The following is a 12,214-nucleotide window of genomic DNA, read 5'->3' as shown; positions in this document are numbered from 1 at the left end:
CTTATTCAGAGACTTTGTTTGCTTCTTTTACTTTGGCACTTTGCACCTTCAGACCTGCATCACGTGCGATATCGATGATGCGCTCCGGCTTGCTCAATTCTTTCACTTCATAAGTCAGATCTGTATTCGCAACCTTCTGGTGGCTGATTTCAGAGTCCAGTGCTTCCAAGTCACGGTTCACGTTATACGTAGAAGCTGCGAAGGTGACGAAATAAGCTGCTGCAGCCAAGATAACTAGACTGAAAACGGCATATAGAACCTTCTCTCCCGGCGTAATCCACGTTTTCTTATGAACTTTTACTTTTACCTGTCGTTTAGGCTGCTGCTGCGGTCTTTGTGCCGGACTGCTCTGCTGCCAGCTTCTTGCACGTTCTGCGCTCAAGCTTATTCCTCCCCTGTATTAGAATTCGAATTTCGAACTCCACGGTTTTATTTTTTCTGCTACGCGGAGTTTGGCGGAACGGGATCTTCTGTTATCTTCCAGTTCCTCAACACTTGCCAATATCGGCTTTCTCGTAATGAGAGCAAACGGTGCCTTGCTGTCCTCCGGCAAAATTGGGATATTGCGCGGTACCGGCAGCGGTGTGCTCCATGATTTAAATGCCTGCTTACACATTCTGTCCTCCAGCGAGTGGAAGGTAATGACTGAAACTCTTCCCCCGACTGCAACTATCTCTGCTGTCTGCTGCAGCGCATCACGGAATGCTTGTAATTCGTCATTTACCGCAATCCGGATTGCCTGAAAGATTCTTTTGGCCGGATGGCCGCCTTTTCTTCTTGCTGGTGCAGGAATCGCTTCCTTGATCACTTCCACAAGTTCAAATGTTGTTTCAATCGGTTTCGCTTCTCGTCTTTTCTCTATTTTTCTTGCAACTTGCTTGGAAAAATTCTCTTCTCCATATTGGAAGAAAATCCGTACAAGTTGCTCGTAAGACCACGTATTAACCACCTCGTAGGCAGAAAGCGCCTGATGCTGGTTCATGCGCATATCAAGCGGCGCATCGTGCTGATAGCTGAATCCTCTTTCCGCCTGATCGAGCTGTGGGGAGGACACGCCAAGGTCAAATACTACACCATCGACTTCCGTGACGCCTCTTTCCTCTAATTCGCTTTTCAGATGTCGGAAATTCGCCTGGATATATTCGATTCGATCGCCATACTCCGCTAATCTTGCCGCTGTGGCCTCGATGGCTTGCTTGTCCTGGTCAAACGCATACAGTTTCCCTTTATCAGATAACTGCTTCAAAATTACTTCGGAGTGACCTCCTCCGCCTAGGGTGCAATCCACATATGTACCTTCTGGCTTCACATTGAGTCCTTCAATCGTCTCTCTGTTCAGCACACTATAATGTTCAAACAAGCTCTTACATCCTTTCGACTGCCATCAAATATCGAAATCAAGCATATTTTCAGCGATTTCAGCAAAAGATTCCTCAGATTCATCAAAATAGGAATTCCATTCGCTCTCCGCCCAGAATTCGATCCGTCCAGACACACCAATGATGGCAACGTCCTTTTCCAGCTTCGCATATTTCCGGAGCGGTGCAGGGATATTGATTCTCCCTTGCTTATCAAGCTCACATTCGACTGCTCCTGAAAAGAAGAAGCGAGTGAATGCTCGGGCATCCTTCTTGGTCAATGGCAGCTTTTTTAGTTTTTCTTCTAGGAGTCTCCATTCCTCCATAGGGTATCCAAACAGACATTGGTCCAATCCTCGGGTCAGTACGAAACGTTCCCCTAAGTTTTCTCGGAACTTGGCAGGTACGATAATACGTCCTTTCGTATCTACCGAATGCTGAAATTCCCCCATGAACATAGACTCCGCCCCCACTTTCCATTTTCATAGTACCACATCCCCCCACATTTCACCACCTCAATATTCACACTTTTTATTAGCATTTTCTCCCTTGCCTAGCGCTTTTTCGGAGTTTTGTGCACAAAAAAACGTGCATGGTCGTCGACCAGGCACGCTTTCTGTTTCATTATAACGTTACGATATGGTGGGGAGTGGTGAAATCATAGCTTTTCTGCGCTAATTCGCGCCAAATCTCCACTCCATGCATATTCCATATAGGGAAGATACTCCATGTCCGCTCTTGCAGTCCATTTTCCGGGTGAAGCGTACATTGAATATGGTCAAAATGGGATAATGCCACACCATGCTGCTCTTTAATTCTAGCTTCCATACGCTTGACCAGAAAATCGATATCCTCTTCCAAATGACGGAGATTCTTTTCTGCCAGGCTGCCAAGATCATCTGCAATCGATGCAGCACTTCGCCGGAGCGGTGCGTGCAAATCAGCCATTGCCCGCTTCACCTGTTCAGATACAACAGCAATCGGCGGCTGTTGCTGTGCAGCTAGATAATGAATTTTTTCCGCTTCGACACCAAATGCAATAGCCTTTTCGGGGCGCAAACGATATCGGTTGAGCAGCTTTTCTGTCTTGCCATCCAGCATCGTGAAGGAAAGACGCGGCATGACGGGCGGCATGTTAAAGCCGACCGCCTGGAAACCCGGTTTCAAATTCGCCCAATAGGCGATTTCTCCAGGGCCTGCAATGAAAGCAAGCACCGGCAGGAGGTAGTCCTGCATGAGCGGGCGCGTGACAACATTATTGCTCAGTCTTTCCGGCGCTGTTTCCGCAATAAGCAACAGCTCTTCTTCCGTAAAGACTGCTTCATCAGCTTTGCCTCGCCACTTACCCTCACTGTCGCGTATAAGCAGCGTTCTTTCACCGTCAATATAACAGAACAGGTTAGCATCTTCTGTTTCTGCGCCTAACACATCAGCATAACCTATCTGCTGGAGCTCCTGAGATGCTCCATAAACACCGTGGCTTATTTCCTGCTGCTTGTTGATCAGCTCCTGGAAAAATGGTCGCTCTACTTGCCGCAGTGCCGGATCTCCGGAATCCAAAAGCACCAAACCTGTATCCTTGTATAGGAAATGAATGAATTTCGCGAAGAAATCAACGAATGTCTCTGATTGATCCAATATATTACTCACCGTAGAGTGGATATCCTTTGTATATGCTGTCTCCGGCAAGACAGCCATCACTTCTTGCAAGAAATCATGCATCAAACCGTTATCGAGTACTACATCAGAAGCTGCAATCTTTTCAGTGAGATGCTGTTTCCATTTGAATTTTTTCAACTTGTTACGATTTGGCAGGAAGATGTGATTGATCTCCTCCACATCATGATCCTCACCCGCTATCCAAAACACCGGTATGACCGTCGAGCCCAGTTTTTTACTCTGCTCGGAAGCAAGGGAAATGATGGAGGTGATCTTATGCAGTGTCAATAAAGGACCCGTGAAGAGGCCTGCCTGCTGCCCGCCGACAACAGCAACTGTATTCGTATCAGCTAATTTATTGATATTTTGGATCGTAACCTGATCCGCTCCCCACTCTTTATTGCATTTGAGAAGGAGTTCCACTAGCGCCTCCCTCGGGAACTCACGAGCTTCAAGCTCCTCCAGTCTAGTCGCATAGCTTTCTTGGCGGAATGGAGAAAAATCGAATTTCCCCATAATAGAAGGAAGCTCTGCCCGATAATCGGCCACCAATTTGTTCGGACTTTCCAGTCTCATTGGTTGTATTACCATATTAAGTACTCCTTTATATAACGTCTATGTATTACTGTCTGATAAATGTAACGATAACTCCCGCCACTAGCAGGAGGATGTACAGCGGACCGAACAAGAGGAAGCAGATACGCAGGAAGATGCGCCACACATGCTTAAAGACGATCTCGCCGCGGTATTTGTAATGCATGAGCACAACCAATATAAACAATACCGCAAGGAATCCTATCATATAACCGATCACTGTATGCTGTAAAATGATTTGCAACATAATCATAACAGAAAAGATATAGAATACGGCAGTAGTTTGCACGCTATGGAGAAAAGCATTCCGTCTTTTATGAATGATCCGTCTGGCAATCAAATAATAAATCCAAGTAGCAAGCGGCGGTACCGTGATTGCTACCGCTAGAAGGTAAGCGATTAAGTGGGTCATAGATTCGTCCTCTCCTGCTGTTTCGTAAGTCCAAGTATACTATAGTAGACAAAATCCGTATAAGGAACAGCCTTTTTTGCATGCTTGCGGATATATCCTGATATGGATTCAATCTCAGTCTGCCTGCCGGATTGAATATCTCTGTGCATGGAGGACAAATTAGCTTTCGTAGCTTGTATGATCCTGCAAACATTTGCCCATTGCTGTTTTTCCTCTAACTCTAGCGTATCTGCAGCTTCCTTGCATAATACCCATGCTATTTTTTGAAAGGCAGGGTGTTCCAGCAGTGCACCATTCTCCACCCGATAAATTGCAGTCAACGGATTGATCACAGCATTCGCAATCAGTTTTTTGCCTAACATCACATGCCAGTCCTGCTCAAATAAAAACGGGAAATCCGATTCATGGAGCTGATTTACAATCTTTTCAGCATGATTACCAGTCAGATCTGCCAGACGAATGGCCGCTTTCCCTGTATGTTCTACAGTACGAGAATCTACCCGTAGGGCACCATGTTCGACAGACCCTACGATGATAGGATAATCAAATTCATCTTCCTGCAAAAAGTCCGTATGAGCCATCCCGTTTTGGAGGAAGACGATTGCAGCTTTTACATGCAGCTTCAACTTTTCCCAGATCGGCTGCACATCATATTGTTTTACACAGACAATCCATACATCTGCTTGCCCCAAAGCCTGCCAATCAGTAGAAGCTAACGTCTCCAATGCGTTTACTTCACCCTTGAGAAGAAGACCTTCCGCTGCAATCAGTTCGGATTGTTCTCGTGTTCTAGTCAAAAGCCGCACATCATGGAATCTGCCGAGTTTTGCGGTTATAAGTAACCCGATTGCTCCTCCGCCGATCACATTGATTCTCATGTCCGTTCCCCCATTCGTCCTATACCTAATTGTTTATTTTAGCAAAAGAACAGACAGTATGGATATAAGAAATATAACGCTTGAATTTGTAACCGTTTTCATATATATTGAAAACATAAGTCACACAGCGAAATTTTTTAATACGGAGAGGGGAATCTGTATGACATTTGCTAAAGTGGAAAAATTGCCGGTGAATTATAAAACAGCGGAGGATTTCGAACGCTTTGCCGCACAGGGGAACGCAGAGCTTTCCATGCTGGATGAGTTCCAGCTAAGTCTCATCGAAAGTGACGATGATACGCTATTCTACGGAATCTACATGGATAATGAGCTGGCAGCGAGAATGGCGCTTACCTTTGTGAACGAACAACGCGACAATACATTCTATCCGCCAAAGGGATACGTAGAAATCTCCAAACTGGAAGTGCTGCCTGCATACCAAGGAAATCGACTTGGCTCGTCCCTAGTTGAATTTGTGCAGTCCTTTGCAAAACCAGTACGTACAAAGGCAAGAGTAAATTCAGAAGCTTTCTGGACTAGGCTGAATTTTAAGGACAGCAGCAAAAAGGAAGATGACCTGTCCGTTATGACGTGGCAGCCGACAAAATAAAAAGCCCCAACTGGGCTTTTTTAATTTGTCTCAGCTTCCTCGATTACCCATCGGCATAGCTTTTCCATTTCAATGCACGCATCCTGATACCGTTTAAGCTGATCCTTCAACTTTGCATTCTCTTCTTTCAATGCCTTAAGTTCTTCCTGCGGTTCTTTTCTCGGAACTTGGAAATTCTGTTTAACTTTTTCAAGCAAGTCGATTGCTGCTTCCAAGCTGATGGATTCTTTATCGTCCTTAACCGGTGCAGCTGCTTTATCTGACACTGGAAGCTGCTGTTTCCGCTGCTGTTTTGCGATTTCGATATCTGTTTGATAATACTGACGGAGTGATGCATTCCAACGGAAGCCACATGCCGCCGCAGTACGGTTGAGCTTTACCGCAACATCACGGAAGGCATCCAGCTGCGTCTTCCCTTCCTGAATAAAATCCAGTACCGTATTTGCCAATAAAACATCCTCTTTATCCGACCATGCATCTTGTCTCGTACTCTTCAAAACGCTTCCCCCCTCTTCTATTCTGCTATCAATGTATGCGAGAGGGAAAAATGCTAGACTAGAAAACAGACGATAGAATATAAAAAAACATCTATCGGCAATATTGCCGACAGATGTCGTCTTTCTTTCTTACGCTTCAACCACTGCTTTTCCATCGTAATGTCCGCAAGATCTGCAAACGTGGTGTGGTTTTGCAAGTTCTCCACAGTTAGAGCATTCTACCATTCCAGGTACATGCAATTTTTTGTGTGTACGGCGTTGGTTTTTTACTTTTTTAGAAGTTCTTCTTTTAGGTACTGCCACGGTCCTACACCTCCTTCAATCGTTACAATGCTTATTCGTCGTCCTTTTTCAAGAGAGCTTGCAGTTTCTCGAGCCTCGGGTCGATCTTGTCCTGCTGTGCTTCCTCACTGGCAAGCTGCCAGCCTTCTCCTTGTTTCGTGGCATTATCCAATGCCTCCGGATCTTCGGAGAAAACACGGAAAGGAACATCCAATAGGATATTTTCCTCTATATACGGTTTCAAGTCAAGCAGTTCTCCCTCAACCGGGTGAATCTCTGACTCGTCATCCGCGCTTGCATATGGAGACAAAGTAAACAGTTCAGTCGCTTCAACATGGAATTCATACGGTACATCCACCAGCGTACGCGCACATGGAAGAATCATCTTGCCATCTACAGCGAACTTAACGGTTATATCGTTTCCATGCGATGTCGCCTGACCGCTGACCTTCACCGGATCAATCCGACGAATATCATTTTTGCCCTGGATGTCTGACACATCCACTTGCTCTGTAAATTCGAAAGGTTCAAGACCTTTAGCTTTAAGCTTTTGAACCGGAATTTTCACGTTAATTCACCTCATGGCAACAAAAGTAATTGTAAAAAAAAACAGAAGCTTTGTCAATATATTTTCTTTACACCAAGGCAATAATTAGCCTATATTCTTACTAAAGAACAATATCTCTATTGTAACACGTAAGAAAAGCGGAGAAAACCGTTTAGGAGCGGAGAAGGAAACGAGAAAGCCCAGAAGGAGGCGTCCTTCCTCCTGTAGGGATTTATCGATTCCAGCGCAGCTCCTGGTTTTTGCAGCTAGACAACAAAGAAAAGCGGAAGAAACTGTTTAGAAACGTAGGGATAAGCGAGGGAGCCCGGAGTGGGTGTCCTTTCCCACATAGGGATTCATCTCTTATACCGCAGTTTCTGGTTTCTGGAGCTAGACAACAAAGAAAAGCGGAAGAAACCGTTTAGAAACGTAGGGATAAGCGAGGGAGCCCGGAGTGGGTGTCCTTTCCCACATAGGGATTCATCTCTTATACCGCAGTTTCTGGTTTCTGGAGCTAGACAACAAAGAAAAGCGGAGAAAACCGTTTAGAAAAGTAAGAATAAGCGAGGGAGCCCGGATTCGGTGTCCTTTCTCTAAAAAAAATACAGAAAGGAGTTTCCCTATGAAAGCATGCGGCCTCATCGTCGAATATAACCCTCTACATAACGGTCATGTTTATCATATACAGCAGGCGCAAAAATTAACCGAAAGCGATTGTACGATTGCCGTAATGAGCGGAAATTTCACACAGCGTGGTGAACCGGCCATTATGGATAAGTTCAGCCGTACAAAAGCGGCACTTTCTGCCGGTGTCGATTTGGTTGTCGAATTGCCCTTTCTTTTTGCGGTGCAGCATGCTGATTTGTTTGCCAAAGGAGCTGTTTCCATCCTTGATGCCCTGAAAGTGGATCATCTAGTTTTTGGTTCTGAAAACGGATCTATTGAATCATTCCATCATGCACAAAAAGAACGACAAAAGAATCAGACAGCTTTTGAGACAGTTCTAAAAAAGCAGCTGGAAAATGGCTTATCCTATCCTGAAGCAAATCGTGCAGCATACGAGTTAGTGGGAATCAATTCCGCACTCGATCTTAGCAGCCCCAATAATATCTTGGGTTTTGCATATCTTCAGGCAGCCGAGGCCCTTCATTCGCCAATACAGGTCGATACAATCCGTCGTATTCAGGCAGGTTATCATGAACAGTCTATTACCGGCCCGATTGCAAGTGCCACATCAATCCGTTCTGCTTGGCAGGACGAGAAAATACAACAAGTGAAAGCAGCTGTACCGGAAAAGACGTTTGAATTGATGGAAGCTGAAGAACTTCACAGCTGGGAAGCCTATTTCCCGCTTTTACGCTATCTCATCCTAACGCGACCTGCTGAAACACTGCGCCAAATTCATGGAATGGATGAGGGATTGGAATACCGTTTCAAGAAATATATCAACCAGGCGTTGAATTTCCAGCAGTTCCTTTCTCTAATCAAAACGAAACGCTATACATGGACAAGACTTCAGCGCGTCTGTGTGCACCTACTATCGAATACACAAAAGCATATGAACCGCGAACATCTTGAACAGGCAGCATGCCCTTATATCCGTATTCTCGGCATGAACAAAAATGGACAGGCATTTCTTTCTTCTAGGAAAAAGCAGCTTGACGTTCCGTTATATACACACTTAAAGGACGGCATGCATCCAGTTGCTGATTTAGAATTGCAAGCAGCGGATGCGTATAACAGTATTTTACCACCTGAAATAGCGGCAGCTTCGCGCAGACAAGAGATATCGCCTCCTATATTCGCATAATAAAAAGGATGCATCAGAGGGATGCATCCTTTTTATTATTTTCCTGGCATTTCTTCTAAGTATTTTTTTGCATCATCAAAGGTATTGACTGGTACAACTTTCATATTTGTATCGATATCTTCTGCTGTTTGTTTTGCCACAAGGTAATTCGAATCTTCGGCACCTTGTTCATTTGGAGCAAAGAAGACGTCGCAGCCTTCTTTATCCGCAGCTACAACCTTCTTGTCGATTCCGCCGATACGGCCGACATTTCCTTCATAATCCACTTCACCGGTTCCGCATATCTGAAGGCCCTTCGTCATATCTTCTTCCTCCAGCTGATCATAAATTTCCAAGCTGAACATAAGACCCGCACTCGGTCCGCCGATTTGTCCGCTCGAGAAGGTCACTTCCGGATCTTCCGTAACATCTCGATCGGTCACGAGTGTGATTCCAATTCCCGGTACCTTGGTATCAGGCAGCTCCTGTAGCTCCAGCTTCTTCTCTAGCTGTTTGTCATCTCGTTCTATCTTCAAAGTGATGGTGTCACCCACATGCTTGGATGTGACATAATTAGTCAGATCGGTTGCTTCTTTTACTTGCTGATCATCTACAGCTGTGATGTGATCGCCCTGCTTGAGCTGGCCATCTGCCGGTAAATCTTTAACGACTGACACGACATATACACCTTTGAAATCAATTTGCAGGTCTGCCCCAGCTGCCTCATAGGCAACGACAGTAGAAGCTTCTTGCGAGCTCTCCATCTGCATCAGCTGTGCTTGTGTATATTCTTCTTCGGAAACACCCTCCGGTATGACATCTTCTAGTTTTTCAATTTGATGATATGGCAGTATTTTAGCCATCACATATTGGAATGGTGTCGCTTGTCCGCCGCGTACGGTGACTAGATGCATATCACCTTCGCTTTTCTCACTGCCATCTACAGATACAATTGGGTCAAGAGGATCTGCTGCACCCGGCTTGTATACATAATATGGCATTCTGTAAATTCCGGAAAAACAGAAGACGATGATCAGCAGCAGAATAACGAACAGGATATAACGTGTGTTCTGTTTCATCTACAAGTTCCCCTTCTGTGCCCGCTTTCTCTACTTATTCAGAAGAAGAAGCATATTTCCCTTTTGAGCACGCGTATAGTTAAGATAGCCTGTACAATCAGGCTGAATTTAAGTGTACTACTTCGAATTAAAGAAGTACAGCTGTCATAAATCGGAGGGATTTTTGTGCAAAAAATGAAATCAGTTCTGCTGGCTGGGGCTGCACTGCTGCTGGCGGTCAGTTTAATTATGTATCCGGACCCATCATTGCAAGCCAGCATACGTGGATTGAATATGTGGTGGGAAGTCGTCTTTCCATCCCTCCTGCCTTTCTTTATCACTGCAGAACTGCTGATTGCGTTTGGGATGGTTCGTTTTATAGGAGTTTTTTGTGAACCGATCATGCGGCCTTTGTTCAATGTTCCAGGTGTCGGCAGTTTTGTGCTTGCTATGGGAATGGCCAGTGGCTATCCATCAGGTGCGAAACTGACAAGCCGTCTGCGCCAGGAAAAACAACTGACGAAAATCGAAGCCGAGCGTCTTGTTTCCTTCACAAATGCGAGCAACCCCCTATTTATTATTGGTGTGATTGCCGTAAGTTTTTTCGGGGAAGCCGAGCTGGGCATCCTGCTAGCCGCAGCGCATTACGGAGGGAATATACTAGTAGGTATCTGCATGCGCTTCTACGGCCGATCTGAGCCCCGTTCGACTTACGTCCGGGAAAAAGGGTTGATTAGCCGCGCCTTCCGGGAACTGCATGATACGCGGATGGCTGATAAGAGACCATTTGGCAAGATTTTTGGAGATGCTGTCGTAAATTCCATCCAAACATTACTTATGATTGGCGGATTCATTATCATGTTTTCCGTTTTCAATAAGCTTTTATTCATTTTGGGCATCACAGATTCCCTGGCATATGGCTTAAAAATGATAACCAGCATTTTCGGTGTTCCAGCAGACCTGGTAGTCCCAATGTTTTCTGGATTATTCGAGATTACAATGGGTGGCCAAATGATCGCCCAAGCATCAGGATCCAACTTTTTCTTCCCTGCCATTATCGTCAGCTTCATTCTTGCATTCAATGGTTTTTCAGTCCAAGCCCAAGTGGCAAGTATTCTCGCCGAGACGGATATCCGGTTCGCTCCGTACTTTTTTGCCCGCCTGCTCCATGGATTCATCGCAGCAGGATTAGCAGCTATCCTATATGGACCGCTTTACGCCAGACATCAGGAAACAAGTATCCTTACCTTCCTGCATGAAAAAACAGCTCCTGACACTTCCGTGGAGCTGCTACGTTTTCTTTCGTCATTCGGACCTGTTTTCACACTCATCATGCTTTCAATTGGCACACTGATCCTGCTGAGACGCCGGTTAAATTAATATTTTTGCTTGATGGCTTCTTGTACTGGAGGCGGCACAAGCTTACTGATATCAGCTCCAAAGCTTGCTGCCTCCTTCACGATACTGGAGCTCAAGAAGCTATAAGCAGAATCTGCTGTAATGAAGATTGTCTCTAATCCTGGCTCTAAATGCCGGTTGATACCGCTGATCTGCATCTCATTTTCAAAATCACTCACTGCTCGCAATCCGCGGACCAAAACTTTAGCATCATGTTCCCTGGCAAAGTCAACGGTGAGACCTTCTGATTTAACTACAGATACGTTAGAGATATGTCTTACCGACTGCCGTAAAAGCTCCAGTCGCTCCTCTTCGTTGAACAGCGGCTTTTTTTTGCTGTTTACTGCCACTGCAACGATTACTTGATCGAATATTGCGGCTGCTCGCTGGATAATATCTACGTGGCCATTGGTGACAGGATCGAACGAACCTGGATACATAGCAATCGTCATCACTCATCCCCCTTAGCAGCTTGATAGATAGTAATAGCAGTAGTATTTCCATACACGTCCTGTTTTACAGCTTGCAATCCAGCGATGAACTCCGGCATTTCCTTCTTCGCATCGTGTTCACAAACAATTCGTCCATTTGCTCCCAGTATACCTGCTTCACTGATTTGCTCCAAAAGACCTTCGTAGGACATCTTTTGATACGGCGGATCCAGAAAAATAAGATCGAACTGTTTCTCCCTTTTTGCGACGGCCTTCAGTGCACGCAGCGCATCATTTCGGTATACCTCCGAGTAGTCTGTCAGCCTCAAGGTTGTCAGGTTCTGTTTGATTGTCTCGACAGCCTTCCCTTGCTTATCCACAAAGATACAGTGTGTCATTCCTCTGCTCAAGGCTTCTATCCCAAGTCCGCCGCTTCCTGCGAATAAATCCAGGCATTCACCGCCTTCAAAAAATGGTCCCAATACCGAAAATAAGCTTTCCTTCACTTTATCCGTCGTTGGTCTTGTCAATTGGTTCGGGACAGCTTTCAATGCCCTGCCTTTATGCTCTCCAGCAATCACTCGCATTACATTCCACTCCTTCAAAAAAACCGATGTATATTCCCGGCTAAGCCAGTCCATACTGTACTATTGAAGCGGCTATCACGCTAATAGCTGCTTCATGAACACGGAGAAGACTTA

Annotated in this window: 15 protein-coding genes; 3 read left to right on the top strand and 12 right to left on the bottom strand. The window is 45.3% G+C overall.

The features are described from left to right. Position 1 precedes the first annotated feature (1 nt). The 6 genes from ftsL to ABXS78_RS07040 form a co-directional block, all read right to left on the bottom strand. Positions 2-382: a cell division protein FtsL gene (gene ftsL / locus ABXS78_RS07065; RefSeq protein ID WP_095223018.1), complete on the bottom strand. Its 381-nt coding sequence runs from the start codon at positions 380-382 to the stop codon at positions 2-4. Positions 383-400: 18 nt separating this feature from the next. Next, positions 401-1,360 (bottom strand): 16S rRNA (cytosine(1402)-N(4))-methyltransferase RsmH, encoded by a 960-nt coding sequence (rsmH, locus tag ABXS78_RS07060; protein WP_366249495.1) that lies wholly within the window; start codon positions 1,358-1,360, stop codon positions 401-403. A gap of 24 nt (positions 1,361-1,384) precedes the next feature. Further along, the gene (mraZ, locus tag ABXS78_RS07055; protein ID WP_095223016.1) at positions 1,385-1,816 is read right to left on the bottom strand and encodes a division/cell wall cluster transcriptional repressor MraZ; all 432 of its coding nucleotides are present in this window, start codon (positions 1,814-1,816) and stop codon (positions 1,385-1,387) included. Positions 1,817-1,982: 166 nt separating this feature from the next. Continuing rightward, positions 1,983-3,608 carry a bacillithiol biosynthesis cysteine-adding enzyme BshC gene (bshC, locus tag ABXS78_RS07050; RefSeq protein ID WP_366249494.1) on the bottom strand — a complete coding sequence of 542 codons (1,626 nt, stop codon included), beginning with the start codon at positions 3,606-3,608 and terminating at the stop codon, positions 1,983-1,985. Between the two features lie 31 nt (positions 3,609-3,639). Then, the gene (locus ABXS78_RS07045; RefSeq protein ID WP_366249493.1) at positions 3,640-4,023 is read right to left on the bottom strand and encodes a DUF3397 domain-containing protein; all 384 of its coding nucleotides are present in this window, start codon (positions 4,021-4,023) and stop codon (positions 3,640-3,642) included. Further along, entirely contained in the window at positions 4,020-4,901 is an 882-nt protein-coding gene (locus ABXS78_RS07040) for a 2-dehydropantoate 2-reductase (RefSeq protein WP_366249492.1), read from the bottom strand. Before ABXS78_RS07040 ends, ABXS78_RS07045 begins: the two co-directional genes overlap by 4 nt. A gap of 160 nt (positions 4,902-5,061) precedes the next feature. Between ABXS78_RS07040 and ABXS78_RS07035 the strand changes: the two genes are divergently transcribed. Continuing rightward, positions 5,062-5,511 (top strand): GNAT family N-acetyltransferase, encoded by a 450-nt coding sequence (locus ABXS78_RS07035; RefSeq protein WP_366249491.1) that lies wholly within the window; start codon positions 5,062-5,064, stop codon positions 5,509-5,511. 20 nt (positions 5,512-5,531) lie between these two features. Here the strand turns inward: ABXS78_RS07035 and ABXS78_RS07030 are convergent, their stop codons facing one another. The 3 genes from ABXS78_RS07030 to ABXS78_RS07020 form a co-directional block, all read right to left on the bottom strand. Then, positions 5,532-6,008, bottom strand: a complete 477-nt coding sequence (locus ABXS78_RS07030) for an RsfA family transcriptional regulator (RefSeq protein WP_366249490.1) — start codon at positions 6,006-6,008, stop codon at positions 5,532-5,534. A 129-nt stretch (positions 6,009-6,137) separates the two neighbouring features. Further along, on the bottom strand, positions 6,138-6,311 hold the full coding sequence (gene rpmF, locus ABXS78_RS07025; protein WP_077309792.1) for a 50S ribosomal protein L32: 174 nt from the start codon (positions 6,309-6,311) through the stop codon (positions 6,138-6,140). 31 nt (positions 6,312-6,342) lie between these two features. Then, positions 6,343-6,858, bottom strand: coding sequence for a YceD family protein (locus tag ABXS78_RS07020; RefSeq protein WP_095223010.1), 516 nt, complete (start codon positions 6,856-6,858; stop codon positions 6,343-6,345). Positions 6,859-7,459: 601 nt separating this feature from the next. Between ABXS78_RS07020 and ABXS78_RS07015 the strand changes: the two genes are divergently transcribed. After that, positions 7,460-8,647, top strand: a complete 1,188-nt coding sequence (locus ABXS78_RS07015; protein WP_366249489.1) for a nucleotidyltransferase — start codon at positions 7,460-7,462, stop codon at positions 8,645-8,647. Positions 8,648-8,682: 35 nt separating this feature from the next. Here ABXS78_RS07015 and ABXS78_RS07010 read toward each other — a convergent pair whose 3' ends face one another. Beyond that, positions 8,683-9,705 (bottom strand): SepM family pheromone-processing serine protease, encoded by a 1,023-nt coding sequence (locus ABXS78_RS07010; RefSeq protein ID WP_366249488.1) that lies wholly within the window; start codon positions 9,703-9,705, stop codon positions 8,683-8,685. A 174-nt stretch (positions 9,706-9,879) separates the two neighbouring features. Between ABXS78_RS07010 and ylbJ the strand changes: the two genes are divergently transcribed. Then, on the top strand, positions 9,880-11,064 hold the full coding sequence (gene ylbJ, locus ABXS78_RS07005; protein WP_366249890.1) for a sporulation integral membrane protein YlbJ: 1,185 nt from the start codon (positions 9,880-9,882) through the stop codon (positions 11,062-11,064). Here the strand turns inward: ylbJ and coaD are convergent. Together coaD and rsmD are read right to left on the bottom strand one after the other, a co-directional pair. Further along, complete coding sequence (coaD, locus tag ABXS78_RS07000; RefSeq protein ID WP_366249487.1) at positions 11,061-11,537, bottom strand: pantetheine-phosphate adenylyltransferase; 477 nt, start codon at positions 11,535-11,537, stop codon at positions 11,061-11,063. The two genes, ylbJ and coaD, sit on opposite strands and share 4 nt — an antisense overlap. After that, positions 11,534-12,154, bottom strand: a complete 621-nt coding sequence (gene rsmD, locus ABXS78_RS06995) for a 16S rRNA (guanine(966)-N(2))-methyltransferase RsmD (RefSeq protein WP_366249486.1) — start codon at positions 12,152-12,154, stop codon at positions 11,534-11,536. Before rsmD ends, coaD begins: the two co-directional genes overlap by 4 nt. Positions 12,155-12,214: the final 60 nt, after the last annotated feature.

The sequence above is a fragment of the Terribacillus aidingensis genome (assembly GCF_040703035.1).
Classification (GTDB): domain Bacteria; phylum Bacillota; class Bacilli; order Bacillales; family Amphibacillaceae; genus Terribacillus.
This window is presented reverse-complemented; position numbering and strand designations above follow the sequence as displayed.

Excerpts from the sequence above, each read along its gene's own strand:
- mraZ (WP_095223016.1), bottom strand. The coding sequence starts at position 1,816 with ATGTTCATGGGGGAATTTCAGCATTCGGTAGATACGAAAGGACGTATT.
- bshC (WP_366249494.1), bottom strand. The coding sequence starts at position 3,608 with ATGGTAATACAACCAATGAGACTGGAAAGTCCGAACAAATTGGTGGCC.
- ABXS78_RS07045 (WP_366249493.1), bottom strand. The coding sequence starts at position 4,023 with ATGACCCACTTAATCGCTTACCTTCTAGCGGTAGCAATCACGGTACCG.
- ABXS78_RS07040 (WP_366249492.1), bottom strand. The coding sequence starts at position 4,901 with ATGAGAATCAATGTGATCGGCGGAGGAGCAATCGGGTTACTTATAACC.
- ABXS78_RS07035 (WP_366249491.1), top strand. The coding sequence starts at position 5,062 with ATGACATTTGCTAAAGTGGAAAAATTGCCGGTGAATTATAAAACAGCG.
- ABXS78_RS07015 (WP_366249489.1), top strand. The coding sequence starts at position 7,460 with ATGAAAGCATGCGGCCTCATCGTCGAATATAACCCTCTACATAACGGT.
- ABXS78_RS07010 (WP_366249488.1), bottom strand. The coding sequence starts at position 9,705 with ATGAAACAGAACACACGTTATATCCTGTTCGTTATTCTGCTGCTGATC.
- ylbJ (WP_366249890.1), top strand. The coding sequence starts at position 9,880 with ATGAAATCAGTTCTGCTGGCTGGGGCTGCACTGCTGCTGGCGGTCAGT.
- rsmD (WP_366249486.1), bottom strand. The coding sequence starts at position 12,154 with ATGGACTGGCTTAGCCGGGAATATACATCGGTTTTTTTGAAGGAGTGG.